Genomic DNA, 22,064 nt, shown 5'->3' with positions numbered 1-22,064 from the left:
ATTTTATAAAAATCGTATATATTCAAAGGATGATTTTGTTGATGACAAATTTAGAGGTGTTTTCTGATTTATCAGAACGTTTAAATTATAATATTCCTGATTTACCACTTTACGTAAGAAAGGGAAGCCTTCATCAATTTAACAATCATACAGCAGTAGCGCATTGGCATGTGGACGTGGAGTTTATCTACGTATTAAAAGGAGCGATGGATTTCTCTGTTAATGGAACTATCACTCGATTGCAGCAGGGAGATGGACTTTTTGTGAATAGCCAACGCTTGCATTTCGGTTATTCTCTTGCAGACCACAACGATTGTTTATTCCTTGTCATCGTCATTCATCCGTCTATCCTTGGTGTAAAGCCTTCATTTGTTCAAACATACTGGGGGGATAAGTTTAGTTTAATGAAGGATGATTTTGTCGTGCTTACAAATCAGATTGATTGGCAGCAAAGAGTATTACTTTCCATTCAAGAAATCTATCAGGAAATGCACAAGGACCATACTCCTCCCAATCCGCTTCGTCTGGCATCACAAGCTTTATCTTTGTGTGCTACTATAGGGGATCATTTGCAACCCATTTCTGGGCAATCTGGAGTATTGACACATGTTCAGGAAATGACTCGTTTCATTCATCAAAACTATGATCAAAAAATAACTCTTGAGGAGATCGCATCTGCAGGAGCCGTTTGCAGAAGCCGTTGCTGTACATTATTTAACAAATATGTGGGCCAGACGCCCAACAACTATGTCACTCAATATCGCCTTCAAAAAAGTTGCGAAATGTTAAAAGAAACACGAAGATCCATTAGTGAAATCGCACTTGCCTGCGGTTTTCAAAGTGCTAGCTATTTTTCGTCCATTTTCCATAAACAGATGGGTGTAGTTCCGCAAAATTATCGAAAACAAGTTTCGAATAACGATTCAACTTGAATGGAAGTAATACAAGCCGATTTGAAATCATCTGGATTACAACAGTCTTCCAACTCAAATATTATTTTGTCAAAAGCGTAATATAGAAATTCAAACAATAAGGAGTACGGGCACTGCAACTCAAATGATAAAAGAGCGGGGCAATCACACCATTGCCCCGCTCTTTTACAGAATGCAATACCATTTGACAGACAAGGGTCACTGCAGATCCAGTATTTTTTGAATCGTGAGAAGAACACCATTTTCTTCGTTTGACTTAGTAATGAAGTTTGCTGCCTTTTTAGTATTTTCACAAGCATTACTCACCGCAAAACTGTATTTCGCGATTGCCATGAGTTCCACATCATTCTCGCCGTCACCAAATGACATTGTTTCCTCGTATGTGACGCCCAACATTTCTTGCAGTTTCTTTACTGTCTCACCTTTATGCGTATGCAATGCCGTGATATCCAGCCATCTAGCTTCAGAATCAACAATATAAATTTGTCCACCCAACGTATTCTCAACATGTGCTCTTAATGCTGTACTTCGCCCCTCCGTGTCGAAGACCGTGATTTTGATAAAACGGCTATCTATGTTTGCAAAAGAGTCTGTTTTTAATACACGTTCATAGGAGCCTTTAACAACTTTATACATATCTTCTGAAATGGAAGAATGAACGTACGCAGCATCACTTGCACATACAATAAGCGTCATATTGTTGTCGAAGTCTTGAATTTGATCAATCGCCTGTAGAGCTAGATCCCGATCAATACTAAACTCTTTAACCACTTGGCCATCTTTTTTAATTCGAGCAGCACTGTCACCCAGTATCCAAACTCCCTTGCCATGTTCGTCAAACAATTTTTCAACACGTTCACATTGTTTACCTGTACATGCGACAAATGTGACTCCTTTTTGCTGCATCTCTCCATAAACTTTTTTGAAAAGTTCGACATCGTACTGACTTTTATTGTTCAGAAATGTTCCGTCTAGATCCGTGACTACAAGTTTAATCATACTTATGCCCTCCAGTTTTTTGCTTGTCTTTTTTGTCCTTTTGATTAAAATGATCTACGTGTTTCACTTGCATGTTTTCCACAAGAATTTGAATTTTTTGCGAATATACAATTGCGCTGATGATAAAATACGAACCTATCAAAATGCATGTGGTCAATATAATTCCCACTAATATTCCCATGAATATTCGCTTCCTGTGAAGTTCATAAAGGTCTTTTTTTTATATACTTTATAATGAATGTTTAAAAAGTATCTAAAAAAAATTCAAAACGAGTTGGTAACATGCTTATCTATGATCTCTCGCTACAAAACAAGATTAAAATATGTAACTGGTTTCATGTCAATAAATTAATTTCAGTACATCAGACTTTAGCGTGGAATGAAACGATTCGATAGGGGCATAATCAGCAGGTGTTCCTTTACGGGACATGCTCATGGTCATGCCTTTTCCCTTTACTACAGCTTGATAAGCCTGTGACGTATATACGCTTCCCTGAACGCTGTGGAGCAGCATGCTTGTCTATTTCGGAAGTTGATTCAGCGTACCCACAACCAAGGACGTATCTTGCTTGTCCGCTATACTGTAAGCCATAATCTCCCCGTTGTACAGGTCTAGAATGCTAGAGAAGTACAATATCTTTCCGCCAAACGGTAAATTTTTCCCACAACAGTAGTCGTGCCTTTTTTAAGAATGTATATTCGTTTTTCTATATTTTCACGGTATATCCATCCAGGTTAATCCCAAAAAGAAACATACACATAATCCTTAGACGTGGCATAAAAGTAAAGATTTGCTTAACCCAAAAGAAGCCCCTCAAGGCCTAAACGATAGGCTCAAGGAGCTTCTGATGTACAACATTATCCATTCTTCAGCAATCTGGTCGGCGAAAATCCTGCGCCATGACGCAGTTTCCGCTTTTCCAACCGTTTGTGCAGCGAACGGTTATACAGAACCTGAATGACAAAATACGAAATTATGCCCAGCACCACACCGAAAATAGACATGCCGATCAGGATGTGGAGGCCTCCGTGCAGTAAGTCTCTGAATACAGACCAGTTGCCGTGAAAAAGCTCCATAAAAGAATGCTCGTGAAGTCGACCGCCCCTGACATGTACCGGATAATGTGATGGATAAATCCAAGCTCCCAGTTGCTTGGCGAATGGCATCAGTACAATAGGCAAAAAGGTCAGCTTGCCGACAACGTTACCCACAATGGCGGCAGGCAGCGAACCACCGGACAGCCGAACAATCGGGTAAAACACGAGATATACGAGAGAGGCCGTGGAAATTACGATCATCTCCAGACCAAAGCCAATGGCGAAGCCCAAAGAGATCTTTTTAACTCCACCAGGGGCGCGCAACAGCTTAATAAAATTCAGACGAATCGCCCGCCATATATTTTGAAACACATTGTATTTCTTCCTTGATTTATGAGGTTTGAGCCTTTTCGGATTGAACTTTATCAATAGGAGGACTCCTTCAACAGTACAAATTCAAGTTTAGGAATGAGTTCAAATAACTCCCCATCCTTACTTAGTCTATACTGTCATTATAACCCTCAGCGTTCGAAAAGCAATGCTATTCCGCCTGTTTCGCTATTTTAGAACACAATTCGCTTATTGACATCGCTGGATAGAGGTACAAGGTCCCAAATCTCAGCCGCGTATTGCTGGATTGTACAATCACTGGAGAACTTCCCGGAATGGGCCATATTTACAATAGCACGTCGTGTCCACTCCGAAGGATTGCGATACACCTGTTCAATATGAACCTGCGTATCTACATAAGCTGCAAAATCCTTAAGCACAAAGTATTCATCATTATGATCAATCAGAGATTGATAAATGGCCTCAAATTCCCGTTCATGCCGCGTAAAAGGTGCATCGTTCACCAGTTGATCCAGCACTTCACGCAATCTTTCATCACTGTTGGCTGTTTTGCGTGCCGAATACTGTCCATTCCGATAATAGTCTTCAATCTGATCTACCTTCAATCCAAAAATGAACATGTTGGCATCGCCTACCATTTCATGCATTTCAACATTAGCTCCGTCCAATGTACCAGTGTGAGCGCGCCGTTCATCATAAATTTCATGTTCCCTGTGCCTGATGCTTCCTTGCCTGCCGTAGAAATCTGTTCACTGACATCCGCCGCAGGAATAATCAGCTCCGCCAGCGAGACCGAATAATTTTCAAGGAAAACGACTTTCAGCTTGTCCTTAACATCTACATCCCGATTGATCGTGTCCGCCACATTATTTATGAGCTTAATCGTCTGTTTAGCGAGAAAATAACCAGGGGCTGCTTTCGCGCCAAAAATAAATGTGCGTGGCGTAACATCCAGCGCAGGATTACTTTTGAGCTGGTTATATAGATGCATCACATGCAAAATATTGAGCAGTTGTCGCTTATATCCGTGCAACCGTTTGACCTGTACATCAAAAATGGAGGATGTATCCAGTCGTACGCCCTGTTTTGCAAACACATGCTCAGCAAGCCTGACCTTATTATTTCGCTTAATCACCTGAATCCGTTCTTGGAACGATTCGTCCCCACTGTAGCGAAGCAGGTCAATGAGTTCGCGTGGACGGGTTCTCCAACGTGTACCGATAGTCTCATCATACAAGCTTGCCAGCTCCGGGTTGGCATGCATCAGCCAGCGTCTATGAGCAATTCCGTTTGTTTTATTATTAAACCGGTCAGGATACAATTCATGAAAGGACTTCATCTCTCGTTCCTTCAAGATTTGCGTATGCAGTGCAGCTACCCCATTCACACTGTAGCTGCCGACGATGGCCAAATGAGCCATACGTATTTGTTCACCGTGAATAATCGCCATTTCACCAATTTTGATGTCCTGACCCGGATAACGCTCTAATAGCATAGCGCAATAACGTTTGTTCATTTCTTCAATGATCAAGTAAATCCGGGGGAGCAGCTCTCTCACCATGTTGACGGGCCATTGTTCCAGCGCCTCACTTAATATCGTATGATTCGTATATGAAACGGTCCGTGTCGTAATATCCCATGCTTCGTCCCACCCCAAGCCTTTCACGTCCATCAAAATACGCATCAGTTCCGGTATAACCAGCGTCGGATGGGTATCGTTAATGTGCAGTGCTATTTTATCAGGCAATTGACTGTAAGGTAAACGAAGCTTCTCAAACGTACGCAAAATGCTCTGTAATCCGGCCGAGCAGAGGAAATACTGCTGCTTCAAGCGAAGCAGCTTACCCTCATAATTGGAATCATCCGGATAGAGAAATGCCGAGATGGACTCTACCGATCGATTGTAATCGAGAAAGCGGTAATATCCGCCCTCGCCTCGAATCGGTCCTCGAACGGGATCAAGCGCGGATTCCGCACTCCAAATCCGTAGCGTATTCACCTGCGCATGACCATAGCCGACCAGCGGAATATCGTAAGGGACGGCCCAGACCGTCTCGGCATCCTGTGTCTCGAACACAAGACGCCCCTCCTGTTCACGAGTTTCCACACGCCCCCAAAAATGAACCTCGACCTTTTTGTCAGGACGACGTTCCTCCCATACATTCCCTTTCTGTAGCCAGTAATCCGGCAGTTCCACCTGATTTCCGTCTACAATACGCTGCTCAAACAGGCCATATTTATATCGAATCCCGCAGCCATGCCCTGCATAGCCAAGGGATGCTAATGAGTCCATGAAGCAAGCTGCCAGACGGCCGAGACCCCCATTGCCTAGCCCTGCGTCTGCTTCCTGTTCCTCGATTTCCTCCAGATTCCATCCCAATTCCCCCAATGCCTGCCGAACCATATCCAATACGCCCAAATTCAGCAAATTACTGCCCAATAGACGACCTATTAAAAATTCCAATGAAAAATAATAAATCTGCTTCACTTGTCCTTCTTTGTAGGCTTGGTTCGTTTCTGCCCAATTCTTGCCGACTTGTTCACGAATCATGCCGCCCAAAACCTTATATACGTCTTCCGACTGAGCCTCCTGCATCGGTTTACCCAGTCTTCCGACTAGTTGCTCTCGAAAGGCCTGCTTAAATGCTTCTTTATTGCTGAACAAAGTGGTACCTCCTGTTAATTCCGTTTTAATGGCTAAGTATGATCTTTTAAATCACGCTATTCTTGGCAATCACATAGGGAACTTTAATGTCTCCAATCAGAGTTCGATCTGGTGAAAGCTGTACATCCTTATCTAAAACCACATTCTGCACAACTGCGCCTTTACGGATGATGCATTTTTGCATAATAATCGAGTTGCTTACCCGCGCGCCTTCCTCTACTTGCACGCCACGAAAAAGAATGCTGTTCTCAACCTTCCCCCCAATCGTGCAGCCATTGGCAACAAGGGAATGATCCACCTCGGCGCTGTACGTATAACGCGTCGGAGCTTCATACTTGATTTTGGTATGCACGGGCTGATTCTGGAACAGGGCTTGATATTGCTCCTGATCCAGCAGTTTCATGCTATTTTTATAGTAGCTCTCAATAGAATTAATAACTGCATGATAACCATCATAGCGATACGCGTAGATGCGCAGGCCACTTGGATTTTTCTGAATCGCATCGCGAAAGAAATGATTATCCTGATGAGCAATGCAATGCTTTACCTGATCCAGATACAAGCTTTTGTCCATCACAAACATTTCTAGATAAATATTATGATGATCCTGCTCCTGATGAATACCGGTCACTCGTCCGCTGTCGTCAATCTCAAGCCGTACACACGGTGCATGCTCAGTTTCGAGCTGGTGAATGGGTTTATATACGAGGGTGACATCCGCATTCTTTTCCAGATGATATCGGTATACATCCTCTAAATCAACCTTGTTGATATGCTGAGTTCCTGCATGAACAATGGTTTGCCCCGATGAGCGATGGAAAAAATCCAGATTATTGTGCACATGCTGCAAGTCCCCACGTGATGTGTCCGTCGGATCGTTCCAGTCCGGTGGCAAAATAAACAACCCACCCCTTCTGCGGTCTAAATCCCATGGCCGACCTTCACCCAAATGATCCAGCAGCGAACGGTATTTGCGGCGGATAAACAGTGCAATATCCTGCATCCCTGCATGCATCATATTGGATAAGGTGAAATCAATGAGCCGATATCGACTAGCAAAGGGTACTGCTGCCCCGCACCGGAAATAAGTCAACTCCTTCAATTGATCCAATTCGTGATCCAGGTTGATCACTCCAATGAGCCGGCTCATAGCGGACACCGTCCTTATCCGAGTTATATTCGTGCGTGAAGCTGGCTTTCCTGATCGAACAAAATAATCTCATCCAGGCTATCTTCAGGTCCAATGACTGCGTTGTCTTCAATAACCATGTTCTCATTCACGATGGCCCGGTGAATACGTACATTGCGTCCGATTTTTACATTCGGCATGATGACAGAATCGGTAATAACGCTCCCCTCACCGACTTCAACCCCATAAAACAGTACGGAGTGTCTTACTTCTCCATCCACCATGCAGCCTTCATTTACGATGCTGTTTTTCAGGATCGCCCGCTGGGTGATATACTGGGCAGGTTGATTGGGGCTGCGGGTATAGATGCGCCAGAACGGGTCATTCAGATCTAGCGGCGGGTCCTGAACCAGAAGATCCATATTAGACTCCCACAAGCTCTGAATGGTGCCCACATCCTTCCAGTACCCAGCAAACGGGTATGCATACAGCGACCGGCCATGCTGAAGCAATAGCGGAATGATGTCTTTACCAAAATCATGTGAAGATTCAGAATCACTTGCGCTTTCCAATAAGTAGTGACGCAACACATCCCATTTGAATAAATAAATACCCATAGAGGCCAATGTGCTTTTCGGCTGTTCAGGCTTCTCCTCAAAGTCGTATATCTTCAGGTCCTCATCGGCGTTCAGTATCCCAAATCGTTGGGCCTCCTGAATCGTGACATTGATAACAGAAATGGTGCAATCGGCTCCCTTTTCCTTGTGATAGTGGAGCATTCGACTGTAATCCATTTTATAAATGTGATCCCCTGACAGAATGAGCACATGCTCCGGGTCATACTGATCCAGGAAATGCAGGTTCCGATAAATCGCATCCGCTGTCCCACGGTACCAATTGTTTCCATTCTCTTTTTCGTGCGGTGGTAAAACGAAAACTCCTCCATCCAGGCGATCCAAGTCCCAGTCGCTGCCTACGCCGATATAGGAGTGAAGCACCAACGGCTCATATTGGGTCAATACGCCCACGGTGTCTATTCCCGAATGAGAGCAATTGCTGAGAGGGAAATCAATAATACGATAAGTTCCTCCAAAAAATACTGCCGGTTTGGCCAGTGTGCGGGTTAGTCCTTTGAGTCTTTTGCCTTGTCCGCCGGCGAGCAGCATGGCAACCACTTCCTTCTTTCTCATAACAAAGACCTCCCTGTCATGTGCGTCTGAAGCAATTGTGGCAGGATATTTGATAATATCCATTAAACGTGAAAAGACAGTCGTAATCGTTTCATTACCAATGGAACGGGTAAGATGTGATGGAAAGGGTAAATCATAGTTATGCGGAACGAGTGCAAGGAATCACTAAATCGTAAAATCCCGTTCATCATTTCACATTTTGGATGCTTTTTAGGCATTAGCGTATGACAACATGATCATAAGGAGGCGTTATTGATGAAGAATAAAAAATGGGTAGTAGCAGCATTGGGAATGGGTGTTACGTATCTGATGAAAAATAAAGGAGCACGTGATAAGGTGTTGAATAAGGTACAGACGATGGTCAACCGTGCAAAAACATCTGCAAAATCTTAATCGTAAATTTTAAAGCCAGAAACAAACGAGCCTCTCTGAAAAATTGTTCAGGGAGGCTCTGCTCTGACGCTACTCAGCAACCACGAACAATGCACAACACATCGGTTCGAGGCTGAATCATTAGACGTTCAGGCATTCTCCTTTTGCTCTTCTACTTCCATGATATGTTCGATGGTAAAGGTTCGATGCGTGCATTCGGAGGAACGGTACGCTTCTAGAAGACCCGAGGTACGAATGTTCTCTTTACTCACCTTCTTGAAGGTATGAGTAATCTCTACTTTACCCTTGAAAGGGAAAAAGGACAGACCTACTGTCTGGTCCGATAACCACTCAGCCCGAACCCGTCCGCTTTCATGACGAACAGCCGGGAAGCTCAAACCTTCAGCAAACCATTCATAATCTGCTGTAGGAGTACCCGGCTCTCGGCTGCATAAAAACAGACTCAATTCGTCGCAAAATAACATTCTCCGTACATCTGTCCGCACTTGATGTTCGAAGGTTACACTGCATGTCAGCTCCTGTTTGAGCCTCTGGCGACGCTGTTCCTCTGCCTCTTGATAAGCATGCGTAATCTGCTTGTCCTGAGCTTTTTCATGCTCGGTCCGTCCGACGAGCTCCTTGTACATCAAGCTGCACAGCAACGCCGCATACGCATTCTCTTGCTCGACTTCATCAATCCCGAGACGATAAAAAACAAAACGTGGACTAAGCGGAAAATCGATAAACGTATAAGGTGCTGACACATAATCATTCCAGAAAGGAGCAGCGTCCAGCCTAATCCAACCCCGGTCATGCTCCCTCGCTGCATATATAAAATCCTGTCTATGACGTCTATTTTTAAAGGCACTGTCTTCCCACTGTGAAGCCAACTCACCTGAAATACGAGCATGGTCATGCTGCGTCGTCATGATATAAGCTTGATCCGTTTCATAAATAACCATATGCTATCCCCTTCCGTTAGGCGTCTATCTGATATGTGTACAAACTTTCTGATCGAAGGCCATGGTTATGTTTACCTTCATTCATTATATCAGGATAAGGGTAAAAAGGCAGTGAAGTTTTCTCCATCCTTACTTTCAATTGCCCCTTAGATTCTTCAGCCGAAACTGCTGCGGAGTCATCCCTTCCAGTTCACGGAACACCTTGTTAAAATGCTTGGCATTGTCAAAGCCCACAGTAGCCGCAATTTCATAAATCTTGCCCTCTTGACGCCCTAGCAGCTTTTTGGCTTCTGCAATGCGCAGTCTTTTTAAATATTGAACAAAACTAAGACCTGTATAGGCTTTGAACGCCTGACTAAAATACGTATAATTCAAGGATACTACATTAGATACTACCGCCATGTTCAAATCCTCGCTGAAATGAGCATGGATGTACTGGATTGCTCTCGTCAAGCTGCCACTTCTATCGGCAATCGCACTAGCAACGTTCGTTCTTCCAGTCAGTCTATCTATCTCCCCGCTATTCACACAATCGTTTAATAGAGAGTTCCTTTGCTGTAATTCTTCGTTCAAAACTGCTAACGCACTGAACAGTTCCTCTCTCACGATCGGCTTCAGCAAATACTCCCGCGCTCCACAACGAATCGCTTCGCGCGCATATTGGAACTCGTCATATCCACTGAGAATGATTACCAAAGGTCTGTCTCTTGGCTCCAGCTTGCGAATATGCTGCATCAGCATAATTCCATCCATAACAGGCATACGGATATCTGTTATCACCAACTCGGGTGAAAACTCCTTTACATGCTGCCAGGCTTCGCCTCCGTCCTTGACCAGCACGCATTCATAGAGATCGGAATACTCCCGTTCGATCATAGCTTGTAGCCCCATTCGAATGTTCTTCTCGTCATCTGCAATCAACAGCTTAGTCGTCATGGTTCGCCCCCCTCGTGATGTGACGTCTAGGCAAAATCAGGGTTACTGTCGTCGATTGTCCAGGAATGCTGGCCAGTTTTATGCCAAACCCTAGGCCATACTGCATACTCAAACGGCGATGCACATTATACAAACCGATCCCCCTATTTACCCCGGGCTCGTGGGAACCCATATCCGTCTGTTCCAGACCAGCCATGATGGCGTTTTTTCTTTCTTCAGACATCCCCACTCCGTTATCCTGTATACGCAGTTCAACGATATCTTGCTTGGAGAAGGCTTCAATGGTGATGCGCAGCGGGCTTTGTAATGCACTCCAACCGTGCTTTATCGCATTTTCGACTACAGGCTGCAGCGACATTTTCAGTATTTCCAGTTCCATAAACGTCGACGACAGGCGAATGTCCAGTGCAATTTGGTTATCATGGCGGATGTTCATAATGGCTACATAATGCTGAATATGACGGATTTCATCCCGCAAAGAAACACACGGCCCAGACCATTGGAGATTATAGCGCATCATCGAACCAAGGGAGGTGAGCGCATCCGACAGCGGATACTGTCGCTCGATCTCCGCCATCATTTTTAGATTTTCCAATGTATTATAGAGAAAATGGGAATCAATCTGATGTTTGAGTCCCTGTAGCTCGGCCTCCTGAGCAGCGGCCTGCTTCTGTACAGCCTCAGCAATGAGCACGTTAATCCGACTTAGCAAACTGCGAAAATATAGTGCTAGCTCCGCGACTTCTCCCCGCCCATATACCGGGATTGTAAGCTGAAAGTCGCCCTCTTGCTGTACTTTTTTCATAGATTCACGCAGTGTATGCAGCTGCTTGAGAATAAGGGCGTGCAAGGTATAAGAAATGACGGACATTAGCAATATCAATATACAAATAATGAGCAGCATGGCATTGCGTTTTTGACGAAGGTCACCCAGCGGACCGTCCAGTGCCACTACATTTAGCAGATAGGCATCTAGTCCTTCTATATAACGGTACAAACCAAGATAGGGCTTATTTCCATAGGTAAAGTCAAAAGCACCACCCTGTCCCTGAACGCGGGACTGTAACAGATGGTGCACATGGGACAGAGGGATCGGAATGGGATCAGGTTGAAAGGAAGCTGTAGCTATATCGGTAGAAGACACTGATTTTCCACCGTTCAGGATGAACATTTGCCATGCATAATCACGTGGTGCGGTTCCGAATACTCTAGGTGAAAAGAGCTCCAGCCTCATGTTGGTTTCCACCAAGCCTGCGTGTTTTCCCCCGCTAGCCTGAATTTCACGCAGCAATGCTATATACCGTACCGCTTCACTTTCCTGCCCTGCTTGCCCCAGCAATAAGCTCTTAGGTCCCTTGTATATATCCCACCATATTTTTCCTTGCTGATGTTGAGCCGTTGTCAGCCAGGAAGCCTTGGGCAGGCGTGATTCATTGAAAATCATGGGCCATATTTCATGTGCCTGGGGATTACTCGTATACAGCCGGATATTCTCTACGTTGGGATTGCTGTACAGCAAGTGCTGTAAATTGGGAAACACATTTAAGTTGAATTGAACCAGTTCATCGCTGCTTATTTCACGTTCCTCGGTTAGATAACGAAGTACGTTGCGATCTGAAATCGCAAGCTGTGCGGTCCGCTCCATAATTTCCATATTGCTGTGAATCTGGGCCAGCTCTGTATCCAGTACATACTGATTTTGTACGGTAATGTCATGCATGGTGTTCTCGTACAATTGATGAAAGGTATATAGCGAGAACAATACCACCGGGATTAAAATGACGCCGATATAAGCGACAATGAGCTTGACTTGAAGGGAGCAACCGCCTAGCCGATCGGCCGTATCCGTCAGCCACTGCCATATATGGCGGCGCAGCAGGCTCTTCAGCTGTGAACGTACACGGCCTGACATGAAATCACATCCTTAACATTCAATAGATAAATGATTGAGCGAGATCATTTTGTGAACTGTTCCATTTTTTTGAGGTTTTCCTCATAGGCTTTTTGTTGATAAGCCATTACTTTGTCATAGCCTGCTTTTCTGCGGTCTTCCAAAAAGCGGGCAAACAGCTGATCGAACTCCTCATCCGAGGAAGCTAGCAGCAGCTTCGGTAATGCCTTGCCCCAAATTTTGTCTATCTGGCCTGAAGCAATGCCTTCTGCCGAGGTTCCGGTCGGTTTGATATTTTCATATTGGGAGAAGCTGTGGGTCTTGCCTTTCGTCCAATCTTCCGGCTGCTTATACGGCTCGACGCTGGGCGGCGCCCACTGCAAATTCATATTCGTATCCATCAGCATCCAGAAAGTGAAGGAGGCGCCATACTTTTTGTCAAAAGCAGAGCGATCCTTGTTCAGCAGTTCCAGTACCTCCGGCTTGAAGGCTGGCTTACTGTTAACCGTGTCCCACAGCTTTCCTTGCTCCCCTAGATATAGATCACGGTTCCCTTCCTCGCTAATCAGATAAGTCAGAAATTCAATAGCCCGCTCCTTGTCTTTGACATCCTTCGAAATGAGCGTCACCGTCCAACCGGAAATGCCCGGACCGGCCAGCGTCGGCGGGTCCAGCTTACTGTTGGAGGGTCCATCCACCGCAATGTAGACGGAGTTCGGGTCCTTCGCATGTAACATCACCTGTTGTGTAGCAAAGTCGGAACGCTGATATAGCATGGCAAAATATCGGCCTTGTGCCACCTTTTCCTCCATTTGCGGACGTTTGTCGATAAATACGTCCTTGGCGATCAGGCCCTGCTCATTTGCTTGACGGAATGTTTTAAGCCAGCGAATGTATTCTTCGTCTGAACGACGGTCGTACAACTTCCCATCCTTTTCATGCGGAATGGCTAGAAAATTGAGTAAATAGTCTTCAAAAGAATAATTCCCGTTATCCGTAAATTCGTGGAACCCTATCGGGATCAACGGCTGACCGTTCACCTCTGGAAATTTCTCTTTCGCTTTTTGAAGCGCTTTCAAAAATCCTTCCGGTGTTCTCATATCCGGCTTGCCAATCGCCTCATACATATCCTTCCGAACCATAAACGTCTGATTGGAGACAAAATTTTGGCCGTATTTTTGGTAGTCCTGCGGTGAAGAGGACGCGTTGGGATACCCATATACATTCCCGTCTGTTTGACGATACCAGGACATTTTGGCCGGGTCAGCCATTTTAATCAGATACGGATCGTATTTCTCGGCCAGCTTGTTAAGCGGGAGAACCATCTTGCCCTCGATCATTTTTTTAACCGCATCTTCCCCCCAACCAAGCGTGACAAAATCAGGCAGCTTACCGGAGGCGAGCATGGTATTCAGCTTTTCATTTTCATTCCCAGCAGGTACGATAAAATTGACACTGACTCCAGTCTTTTGCGTCACATATTTCGAAGTCATATCCGTCCCCCACTTGTTCGGGAACCAGGAAAAATTTAAATACCAGTCAAACGTAATCGGCTCTGTATCGGCCTTCCAGCCTGGCGCATCTGCCGAAGCCTTAGTCTTCTCGTCCTTCAATTCCGTGACAGCGCCACTTCCACCGGATGTACATCCCACGAGCGTTCCTACCAGTAGAACAACAGCCAACAGCCCCTTCTGCCATTTGCGAATGTTCATCATAAATCTCCCCCTTGGATGATATGCTAGCCCTTAACCGAGCCGATCATTAGCCCTTTGACAAAATATTTTTGCAGAAATGGATATACAAGTACAATCGGCAACGTTGTTATGACCATCGTCGCCAGCTTGATGGACTGCGAAGTAACGGACTGGGCGACAATCCCGGGTGCGGCAGACATCATTTGATTAGAGCTGGATTGGGCAACAACTCGGTACAAATACGTCTGAATCGGCTGAAGATCCGTATTATTGATATAGATCATTCCTGTAAAATAATCGTTCCACTGGTACACCCCATGAAACAACGAAATGGTCGCTACTACAGGCATCGATACAGGAAGTACGATCCGGCAGAAGATGCTGAAGTCGTTAGCACCGTCTATTTTCGCCGCCTCCTCCAACGCATCCGGCAGCTCCCGGAAAAAAGCCATAAAAATAATAAGGTCAAAAAAGCTGAACATTGCAGGAATGATGTACACCCAAAAGCTGTCCAGCAGCCCAAGATCACGGATCAGCAAATACGTAGGAATCAAACCTCCACCGAAAAATAGGGTAATGGTGCCGATCAGCATATACAGCTTACGCCCGATCAGCTCTCTACGAGAATATGCATATGCAATCATGGCGGTAAAAAACACATGCACAATCGTGCCGATTAGCGTCTTGGCGACCGTTACTCCCATCGCAGTCATAATGCCGCTGTTGGCAAATACAGCCTGATAGCTGCTGAGACTAAAGAGTCTCGGCCACCAGTAAATGCCGCCTCGCATTGCGTCTGCCCCTTCGTTAAAGGAGTTCACCAGCACATACCACACGGGATATAACGTTACAAAACAAATGACCAGCATAAAAACGTTGTTAAATAAATCGAATATCGCTTCGCCTGCTGTTCTGCGTCGCAATAACTGCATACATCCGTCCTCCTTCAAAATAGAGAGGTATTATTCATCCGTTTGGTCACCGAATTGGCTATCAGCAGCAAAATGAGAGCAAGAACTGATTTTAGCAATCCCACCGCAGTAGAATACGAGAAGCGTCCCTGCTGAATGCCCACCTGATATACATAAATATCAACTACATTACTTGCACTTTCATTTAGCGAGTTACGCAGGACAAGAATTTGATCAAAGTTGGAGTTCAATAAGCCGCTGACCGCTAAAATAAACAAAATGGATATTGTGCCCTTGATGGCGGGAAGTGTGACGTACCACATTTTCTGAAACCGTCCCGCTCCGTCAATGGTGGCTGCTTCGTACATGTCCGTAGATACGCCCGCCATGGCTGCCAAATAAATAATAGCTGACCATCCAAGCTCCTTCCAAATATCCGAGCTGACGACGATAGTCCAAAAATAGCCTGGCTCCGCTAAATAACTAATCGGCTGGTCGATCCAGCCCCAAGCCAGCAACAGTTGATTGATCATCCCGGTATCTGCCAGCCATGTGGTTAAAATTCCGCCAAGAATGACCCATGATAGAAAGTGAGGAAGGTACGAAATGGTCTGAATAGATTTTTTAAACCGCGTAGACCGGATTTCATTTAGAAACAGAGCAAACACAATAGGTAACGGGAACCCGATTGCCAGCTTGAGCAGGCTAATGCCCAGTGTATTTTTGACAATATACCAGAAGCTATCATCCTCTAAGAAGGCACGAAAATGTTCTAACCCCGCCCATGGTGCGCTTGATATAGTACCAATAATGTCAAAATGTTTGAAAGCAATCAAAATGCCGTACATCGGAATGTAATGGAAAATAATCATCCATACCACTCCAAGTAGTGCCATGGTCTGCAAATGTTTTTGCCCCCCCCATCTGCGGGCTAGTGACGTCCATCTCCCCGATCGAACCGATGGCTGTGGTTGTGGTTGTGGATTTTTCCATCCTGTACTCATACAGAAAACCTCCCCTCTCTATAATGTAAGCACTTACATTTATTATTTTAGGGGCTTTTGCTTCTAATGAGTAGTACTTGATTTTTTGATTTTGGTGTCTAAAGTTCAGGTGGAGATAGGACAATACGTAAAAAGTTTCTTCCAGCCTTTGGATTTTCTATATCTATTAATTCACAAAAAAGACTATCAGATGGTACGATAAGACTATATGGAATTCCAATCATTACCTATGACCTAGATCAGGAGGATTAAGAATGGAAGAATTGGTTCGTTCGATTCAGAAACAGGTTCGGATAAAAAGGTTTGCCTGCTGGGCAGGGCTCATCATGTTTGGCCTGTGTACTTTAGTTGGCATTGCAGCTGAGGAATGGTTTATGGCGCTTCTGGGACTCGCAATGACAGTCTTATCAATCTATGGATTAACCATGATGCGTGGTATGACGAAGTTTAATAAAGAGTATCAACCGGGAAAAGGATACGGTTATTATCGCCGTACGGCACAGCAAAAGCTGCGTTATTTGACTTGGGGACAATGGATACTCGGCGGCTTTATCGTCCTAATGTTCTTTATATATCACGTCCGTCTTAGTGCTTTTCTTATAGCTATCTTGGGGATCTTGACCATTCAGTTCAGTATCAAAAAACGAATTAAAAATCATCAGGAGCCTGACGTCACAGAGTTGGATGAGTTTGTACGAATGGGGATTGTTTCTCCGCATGAGCAGACTATTGGAGTGTATAAAGATTTCCTGCACCTTAGCCATACGTTTCAGGGCAACCAAATTGTTATCGTTACAGACAAACGGCTGATATCTGTGTTTGTAGAGGAACAAGGACGTGCGTTGAAAACAGAAATACTACTTTCAGGTATAAACAAAGTACGCGCCATCGGTACGGGTTTTCAGGGTCAAGGTTTATTACTGTCTGTAAGCAACCGTGACCATAACGAGCTTCACATTCATATGATCGGGAAAAGCATTTACTTTTCGCCAGAGCAATTCGTGGGCTGCTTGCTACGAGCACTGGACGCAGCATTAAAAATTGGATCATACAGTACAGAAGACACATTCCCCGCTTACCAACAGACAAGGATTTCATTGCATCCATTAGAACAAGGTTTGTTGCACAAGCCTACAACCGCTTAAATATTCCTCATAAAAAACGCTAAATAGCAAGCAAGCTCTGATCTTCATGAGCTTACTTGCTATTTGGTTAATCAAAACATCCTACTTTTTACCATTCTCACTTATTAATGATTGGCTCCATGATAAAACACGGTGATGAGATCATGACTAGTAACAAACACCAGCAAACTAAACAGACTGAGCGACAACGGGCGTGAAATCAATTTTTTCATCCTTTAACACTCCTTTTAGAATGGTTATATATTGGTCTTGCTGTGTTGCCGTAGCTTGGGATCTGAAAATCTCAAATATAGCAGTACATTTCCTAAACTCATGCTCATGTTCCATACCCAGAGTATCGGACAGCTTGAGAGATTGCAGGATATAGCCCAACGCAACCCTAAACTGCCGCAGTTTTATATAATAAAGAGCCAACTGATAGCAGAAGCGAAAATAATATGAAACATTCACAGGCTCTTCAAAATATTTAAAATCCTCAATTTGTTCGGCAAATGATTCAAGCACGCGTTCCAAAGGATAGTCGTGTCTGGTCGCTCCCTCAACAATGGAAAGAAGTCCTGGTAACAGCTCTTCCGGATTGTCACGAAGAAATTGAACGTATTCCTGCAACATTTCGGAACGACCTGACAAAATATCAAGAGCATATAAATTAGCTCTCGCAGCATGGCGATAATAATCCACTTCTGCTTCTCCATATGGATCGAGACCATTAAACCAGCCTAACTCTGCATATTTTTCAATGCAGTCTCGGGCGGCCTCATACTTGCCCTGTTTTTGGAAGGCCATGCCTTTCATAAGATGACTGTAGCCGTAATAGTAGACTAACGGCCGTTTGGTATGTATCGGTTGTATAGGTTTCTTGAATGCTTTGTAGAGCTGCCACTCTTGATACTTCTGGTTGACGTGGTAATACAGCTGATCGCATAAAGCGATCATATGGGTACCATCCATAAACGAAAAGGACAGCTTAATCATGTTAACAAGTGTGTCTAGATCTGTGATGTCGGAGTGAACAAGATCATCCACCCTCCCCACCTCCTTGTCCGACTTTTGTACTCATCAAACAAACCATGATCTATATCCCAATCAAAAATAACTTAATTACGTATTTATAACGTAATTAAGTTATATCATGAAATCAAACATATGACAAGGAAAATTATAAAATATTCCAGTTTTCAAAATGTAGATCCTATAGAGCATTCATTTGTTCAGTTCCATATGAAGCAACGGAAATGCCCGGCCTGATCCATCCAGCGCAGATCGTCCTGTTTGTTTAAAGCCATAATGTCTATAGAAAGCATGCGCCTTCTCGTTTTGCTCATTCACATCTACTTTGAGGTGCGTCCCTTTTATTTTTTCAGCATGCTTGATAAGTCGGCTGCCTGTGCCCTGTCTATGCCGTTCTGGGTCGACAAACAGCATCTCTATTTTCTGCCCGTCCAGCCCGATAAAACCCGTGGGCTCCTGAAGTTCAGTACATTCTACCCAAACTTCAAGTTCTCTAAAAGCGCCGTTACTTACGATGTGATGGTAAAATTGAATGTCCTCTTCAGACAAAAATGTGTGCGTTTGGCGTACTGCCCGAAGCCAAATATCTACGAGTTGATCATGATTTTCTTCTCGATAAGCAATAATGTCATGTGGCACTGTATTTCCCCCTTATGCGAATATCCGTATAGTATGGTTTGCAGTAAGTCTAACATGTGTATTTAGCAGCATTCAAACACAAAAAGGAGGCGGATTCTTCCGCCTCCTTTAGGTTACAACCCTTTACAATGTAACACCATTTTTGAAGATAGCAAGCTCCCTGAAATTGTTTTTCTCATTATTCACCCAGGTTCCACTGGCTACGTCAATAATGTAATCTACAAAGTTGCGTAGCGCATCTTCCATACTGACATCCTCCACCAGTGAACCAGCGTTATAGTCGATCCAGTGAGGTTTAGCCTTATATAGCGGCGAGTTGGTCGACACCTTCATCGTCGGAACGAACGAGCCAAAAGGCGTGCCTCGCCCGGTTGTGAATATGACGAGCTGACAGCCCGCTGCAGCAAGCGCCGAAGAAGCAACCAGATCGTTCCCCGGCGCGCTGAGCAGATTAAGTCCCTTGGTCTTGAGACGCTCCCCGTACTGAATAACATCGGTGACCGTGGAGGACCCGGATTTTTGCGTACAGCCCAGTGATTTATCCTCCAGTGTCGTGATGCCGCCTGCTTTATTGCCTGGTGACGGATTTTCGTATACTGGCTGCTTATAATCCAGAAAATATTGTTTGAAATCGTTAATCAAATGTACGATCTTATCGAATACTTGCTCATCGGCAGCGCGCTCCATTAAAATCGTCTCCGCGCCGAACATCTCGGGTACCTCCGTCAGTACGGTCGTTCCACCCTGTGCTGCCATATAATCCGACAGTCGTCCAAGCAGTGGATTGGCAGTAATACCCGACAGGCCGTCAGAGCCACCGCATTTCAAGCCGATGTTCAGCTCAGACAAAGGTACAGCTTCGCGACGATCTTCTTGCACAGCTGCAAAAATTTCATGGAGCAACCTTACCCCTTCTTCCACTTCATCCGACACCTCCTGGGAAAGTAAAAACTTCACCCGCTCCGCGTCATATTCCCCGATGGCTTCTTTAAATTCTTTCATTTCATTGTTCTCACAGCCCAAACCAAGTACTAGTACGCCACCCGCATTCGCGTGTTTCACTGCATCAATCAAAATCGTGCGCGTATGTGCATGGTCGTCGCCCAACTGAGAACATCCATAGTTATGCTTGAGCACAAGTGCATTTTCAAAAGGTGAGATATCTCCCACTTCCTGCTTGAAGCGGTTTAAAATGAGTTCGGCAATTCCGTTCACACAGCCTACCGTCGGCACAATCCACAACTCATTGCGAATCCCTACACGACCATCCTTGCGCCGAAATCCTTGAAACGTCCGACTCTCCTGTTCATAAATATGAGGAGCTGGCTTAGGCTTGTAAGTATATTCCTCCACACCTGTCAGATTCGTTTTCGTATTATGCGTATGCACATGTTGACCTGCCTGAATGGGCTGAATGGCATGACCGATGGGATATCCGTATTTCAGAACATGCCCACCTTCAGGGATGTCCTGCAACGCAATTTTGTGCCCACGCGCTACATCCTCCGCCAGCTCCACGCATTGTTCTTGTTGTGCTCCCCATGCCAGCGTCTCTCCCTGCTTGTAATCACGCAAAGCGACAGCCACGTTATCTTGATCATGAATTTGAATGAATTCCAGCATTCCAGTCTCCTCCTTGCTTATGCTCCGGGTACGCTGTTCCCGGTTAGAGAATCGAGCGTCTCCTTCATTCCTCTGCTTGTAATTTCATACACGTGCTGCGCCGTTTGTTCAGCCAGCCCTTCGATCTGATTCAGATCTTGACCCCACCATGTCTGTTTGCTGAGTACCTGCTCGGTCAATTGCTTCGCTCCAGCGAGAGATCCGTCATACGTACTCCACAGTTCGCCAAACGTGCTCAATACTTCCGCTTCGTCGGCCAATGCAATCGACTCGCCATTTCTGTCTCCCCGGTAAAATACGAGTAAGGATGCTAGCGAAAATACGATTTTGGCAGGCAACGCCTTACGCTGTGCCACATACTGTAGCAAGGATGGCAAGTTCCGTGTCTTGAACTTGGATACCGAATTCAATGCGATGCTCATGACATAATGACTTACATAGGGATTACGGAACCGTTCAATCACATCGTCGGCATATACATTCAATTCCGCTGCTGGCGAGTCCAGTGTCGGAATAATTTCTTCTCGAATCAACGACTGGATATATTCGCCCATAACCTTATGCTCGACCGCTTGCCCCACTGTATCCAGGCCATATAGATAGGCTACTGGGGTAAGCGCCGTATGTGCTCCATTCAAAATGCGCACCTTCCGTGTACGATATGGCGCCATATCGTCGACAATTAGTACATTCAATCCAGCCAAATGAGCAGGTAATTCTTCTTTAAGCCACTGTGGCCCTTCAATAACCCATAAATGATACTGCTCGCCCACAACAACCAAATCGTCCTTGTAACCCAATTCCGCTTGGATTTCATGAATCCGGTCTTTGGGATAACCAGGTACAATCCGATCCACCAAACTGTTGCAGAACGTATTCGCTTTCTCTAGCCATGCAATAAATTCGGCCCCAAGCTCCCATTGGTTCGCATATTTCAGCACGATTTCCTTGAGAGCGTCTCCATTACGGTCGATGAGTTCGCACGGAATAATGACCAGTCCCTTGCTTTGATCGCCCTTGAAAAATTGAAAGCGCTTGTACAGAAAGGCGGTCAGCTTGCCTGGAAAGCTTTTTTGCGGGCGATCTTCCAATTGATCCTCAGGTGTATAAGCGATCCCTGCCTCCGTTGTGTTTGAAACAATAAAGCGCAGCTCTGGCTTTTGGGATAATGCTTCATACTCCATGAATTCCGGGCCGTATGGATTAATACCACGAGTGACGCACTCCACAACGGTATGCTCTTTCATGGCTTTCCCGTCCTTAATTCCTTCAAGGATAACCGTATAGAGACCATCCTGTACGTTAAGCTTCTCCACAAGGCCTCCTGGCTGCGGTTGTACAATCACAACCCCTGTATTCCATTCTGCCAGCTTATTCATTTTGTCAATTTGCCAGTCTACAAAAGCACGCAGGAAGTTCCCTTCCCCGAATTGCAGTACCCTCTCGGGATGTGGTTCTGTAATGATAAAGCTTTTTCTGTTTAATTGGTCTAATTCATCTACATGTTTCATCTGGAGTAGCCTCCCACTAGTACCATAATGATTTCACCGTTATTTTATCACAATGCACACG

At 45.0% G+C, this 22,064-nt stretch carries 18 protein-coding genes and 2 pseudogenes; 3 read left to right on the top strand and 17 right to left on the bottom strand.

What is annotated here, in order from left to right:
* Window positions 1-41: 41 nt before the first annotated feature.
* The gene (locus C400_RS0122920; RefSeq protein ID WP_017428358.1) at window positions 42-932 is read left to right on the top strand and encodes an AraC family transcriptional regulator; all 891 of its coding nucleotides are present in this window, start codon (window positions 42-44) and stop codon (window positions 930-932) included.
* A gap of 198 nt (window positions 933-1,130) precedes the next feature.
* Here C400_RS0122920 and C400_RS0122915 read toward each other — a convergent pair whose 3' ends face one another.
* The 7 genes and pseudogenes from C400_RS0122915 to C400_RS0122885 form a co-directional block, all read right to left on the bottom strand.
* The gene (locus C400_RS0122915; RefSeq protein ID WP_017428357.1) at window positions 1,131-1,931 is read right to left on the bottom strand and encodes a Cof-type HAD-IIB family hydrolase; all 801 of its coding nucleotides are present in this window, start codon (window positions 1,929-1,931) and stop codon (window positions 1,131-1,133) included.
* Complete coding sequence (locus tag C400_RS0122910; protein WP_016821091.1) at window positions 1,924-2,112, bottom strand: hypothetical protein; 189 nt, start codon at window positions 2,110-2,112, stop codon at window positions 1,924-1,926. Before C400_RS0122910 ends, C400_RS0122915 begins: the two co-directional genes overlap by 8 nt.
* Before the next feature lie 168 nt (window positions 2,113-2,280).
* Window positions 2,281-2,586 (bottom strand): annotated as a pseudogene (locus tag C400_RS28200) (transposase); the annotation flags it as partial.
* A 203-nt stretch (window positions 2,587-2,789) separates the two neighbouring features.
* Window positions 2,790-3,398 (bottom strand): DUF2062 domain-containing protein, encoded by a 609-nt coding sequence (locus tag C400_RS0122900; protein ID WP_016821089.1) that lies wholly within the window; start codon window positions 3,396-3,398, stop codon window positions 2,790-2,792.
* 134 nt (window positions 3,399-3,532) lie between these two features.
* Window positions 3,533-5,985 (bottom strand): annotated as a pseudogene (locus C400_RS0122895) (glycogen/starch/alpha-glucan phosphorylase).
* Between the two features lie 46 nt (window positions 5,986-6,031).
* On the bottom strand, window positions 6,032-7,135 hold the full coding sequence (glgD, locus tag C400_RS0122890; protein ID WP_016821087.1) for a glucose-1-phosphate adenylyltransferase subunit GlgD: 1,104 nt from the start codon (window positions 7,133-7,135) through the stop codon (window positions 6,032-6,034).
* Window positions 7,136-7,158: 23 nt separating this feature from the next.
* On the bottom strand, window positions 7,159-8,304 hold the full coding sequence (locus C400_RS0122885; RefSeq protein WP_016821086.1) for a glucose-1-phosphate adenylyltransferase: 1,146 nt from the start codon (window positions 8,302-8,304) through the stop codon (window positions 7,159-7,161).
* A gap of 255 nt (window positions 8,305-8,559) precedes the next feature.
* Between C400_RS0122885 and C400_RS28195 the strand changes: the two genes are divergently transcribed.
* Entirely contained in the window at window positions 8,560-8,697 is a 138-nt protein-coding gene (locus tag C400_RS28195; protein WP_013370876.1) for a hypothetical protein, read from the top strand.
* A gap of 128 nt (window positions 8,698-8,825) precedes the next feature.
* Here C400_RS28195 and C400_RS0122875 read toward each other — a convergent pair whose 3' ends face one another.
* From C400_RS0122875 to C400_RS0122850, 6 genes are all read right to left on the bottom strand, one after another.
* The gene (locus C400_RS0122875; RefSeq protein ID WP_017428355.1) at window positions 8,826-9,638 is read right to left on the bottom strand and encodes a DUF3891 family protein; all 813 of its coding nucleotides are present in this window, start codon (window positions 9,636-9,638) and stop codon (window positions 8,826-8,828) included.
* Between the two features lie 135 nt (window positions 9,639-9,773).
* Window positions 9,774-10,574 (bottom strand): response regulator transcription factor, encoded by an 801-nt coding sequence (locus C400_RS0122870; RefSeq protein ID WP_017428354.1) that lies wholly within the window; start codon window positions 10,572-10,574, stop codon window positions 9,774-9,776.
* Window positions 10,564-12,486 (bottom strand): sensor histidine kinase, encoded by a 1,923-nt coding sequence (locus C400_RS0122865; RefSeq protein ID WP_017428353.1) that lies wholly within the window; start codon window positions 12,484-12,486, stop codon window positions 10,564-10,566. The genes C400_RS0122870 and C400_RS0122865 overlap by 11 nt, the downstream gene beginning before the upstream one ends.
* A 44-nt stretch (window positions 12,487-12,530) precedes the next feature.
* Window positions 12,531-14,177: an extracellular solute-binding protein gene (locus C400_RS0122860; RefSeq protein ID WP_017428352.1), complete on the bottom strand. Its 1,647-nt coding sequence runs from the start codon at window positions 14,175-14,177 to the stop codon at window positions 12,531-12,533.
* Between the two features lie 26 nt (window positions 14,178-14,203).
* On the bottom strand, window positions 14,204-15,091 hold the full coding sequence (locus C400_RS0122855; RefSeq protein WP_017428351.1) for a carbohydrate ABC transporter permease: 888 nt from the start codon (window positions 15,089-15,091) through the stop codon (window positions 14,204-14,206).
* A 14-nt stretch (window positions 15,092-15,105) separates the two neighbouring features.
* On the bottom strand, window positions 15,106-16,074 hold the full coding sequence (locus C400_RS0122850) for an ABC transporter permease (protein WP_017428350.1): 969 nt from the start codon (window positions 16,072-16,074) through the stop codon (window positions 15,106-15,108).
* 254 nt (window positions 16,075-16,328) lie between these two features.
* On the opposite strand from C400_RS0122850, the gene C400_RS0122845 reads away from it, so the two are divergent.
* On the top strand, window positions 16,329-17,219 hold the full coding sequence (locus tag C400_RS0122845; protein WP_017428349.1) for a hypothetical protein: 891 nt from the start codon (window positions 16,329-16,331) through the stop codon (window positions 17,217-17,219).
* A 168-nt stretch (window positions 17,220-17,387) separates the two neighbouring features.
* On the opposite strand, the gene C400_RS0122840 is transcribed toward C400_RS0122845, so the two are convergent.
* From C400_RS0122840 to C400_RS0122825, 4 genes are all read right to left on the bottom strand, one after another.
* On the bottom strand, window positions 17,388-18,245 hold the full coding sequence (locus C400_RS0122840) for a DNA-binding protein (protein ID WP_016821078.1): 858 nt from the start codon (window positions 18,243-18,245) through the stop codon (window positions 17,388-17,390).
* A 177-nt stretch (window positions 18,246-18,422) separates the two neighbouring features.
* A complete protein-coding gene (locus C400_RS0122835; RefSeq protein WP_017428348.1) occupies window positions 18,423-18,869 on the bottom strand; it encodes an acetyltransferase in 447 nt (148 codons plus the stop codon).
* Between the two features lie 123 nt (window positions 18,870-18,992).
* Window positions 18,993-20,492, bottom strand: coding sequence for a UxaA family hydrolase (locus tag C400_RS0122830; protein WP_017428347.1), 1,500 nt, complete (start codon window positions 20,490-20,492; stop codon window positions 18,993-18,995).
* Between the two features lie 17 nt (window positions 20,493-20,509).
* On the bottom strand, window positions 20,510-22,003 hold the full coding sequence (locus tag C400_RS0122825; RefSeq protein ID WP_017428346.1) for a tagaturonate reductase: 1,494 nt from the start codon (window positions 22,001-22,003) through the stop codon (window positions 20,510-20,512).
* Window positions 22,004-22,064 lie beyond the last annotated feature (61 nt).

This window comes from Paenibacillus sp. ICGEB2008, from assembly GCF_000307675.1.
Lineage (GTDB): Bacteria > Bacillota > Bacilli > Paenibacillales > Paenibacillaceae > Paenibacillus > Paenibacillus polymyxa.
This window is presented reverse-complemented; position numbering and strand designations above follow the sequence as displayed.

Excerpts from the sequence above, each read along its gene's own strand:
- C400_RS0122920 (WP_017428358.1), top strand. The coding sequence starts at position 42 with ATGACAAATTTAGAGGTGTTTTCTGATTTATCAGAACGTTTAAATTAT.
- C400_RS0122915 (WP_017428357.1), bottom strand. The coding sequence starts at position 1,931 with ATGATTAAACTTGTAGTCACGGATCTAGACGGAACATTTCTGAACAAT.
- C400_RS0122910 (WP_016821091.1), bottom strand. The coding sequence starts at position 2,112 with ATGGGAATATTAGTGGGAATTATATTGACCACATGCATTTTGATAGGT.
- glgD (WP_016821087.1), bottom strand. The coding sequence starts at position 7,135 with ATGAGCCGGCTCATTGGAGTGATCAACCTGGATCACGAATTGGATCAA.
- C400_RS0122885 (WP_016821086.1), bottom strand. The coding sequence starts at position 8,304 with ATGAGAAAGAAGGAAGTGGTTGCCATGCTGCTCGCCGGCGGACAAGGC.
- C400_RS28195 (WP_013370876.1), top strand. The coding sequence starts at position 8,560 with ATGAAGAATAAAAAATGGGTAGTAGCAGCATTGGGAATGGGTGTTACG.
- C400_RS0122875 (WP_017428355.1), bottom strand. The coding sequence starts at position 9,638 with ATGGTTATTTATGAAACGGATCAAGCTTATATCATGACGACGCAGCAT.
- C400_RS0122870 (WP_017428354.1), bottom strand. The coding sequence starts at position 10,574 with ATGACGACTAAGCTGTTGATTGCAGATGACGAGAAGAACATTCGAATG.
- C400_RS0122865 (WP_017428353.1), bottom strand. The coding sequence starts at position 12,486 with ATGTCAGGCCGTGTACGTTCACAGCTGAAGAGCCTGCTGCGCCGCCAT.
- C400_RS0122860 (WP_017428352.1), bottom strand. The coding sequence starts at position 14,177 with ATGAACATTCGCAAATGGCAGAAGGGGCTGTTGGCTGTTGTTCTACTG.
- C400_RS0122855 (WP_017428351.1), bottom strand. The coding sequence starts at position 15,091 with ATGCAGTTATTGCGACGCAGAACAGCAGGCGAAGCGATATTCGATTTA.
- C400_RS0122850 (WP_017428350.1), bottom strand. The coding sequence starts at position 16,074 with ATGAGTACAGGATGGAAAAATCCACAACCACAACCACAGCCATCGGTT.
- C400_RS0122845 (WP_017428349.1), top strand. The coding sequence starts at position 16,329 with ATGGAAGAATTGGTTCGTTCGATTCAGAAACAGGTTCGGATAAAAAGG.
- C400_RS0122830 (WP_017428347.1), bottom strand. The coding sequence starts at position 20,492 with ATGCTGGAATTCATTCAAATTCATGATCAAGATAACGTGGCTGTCGCT.
- C400_RS0122825 (WP_017428346.1), bottom strand. The coding sequence starts at position 22,003 with ATGAAACATGTAGATGAATTAGACCAATTAAACAGAAAAAGCTTTATC.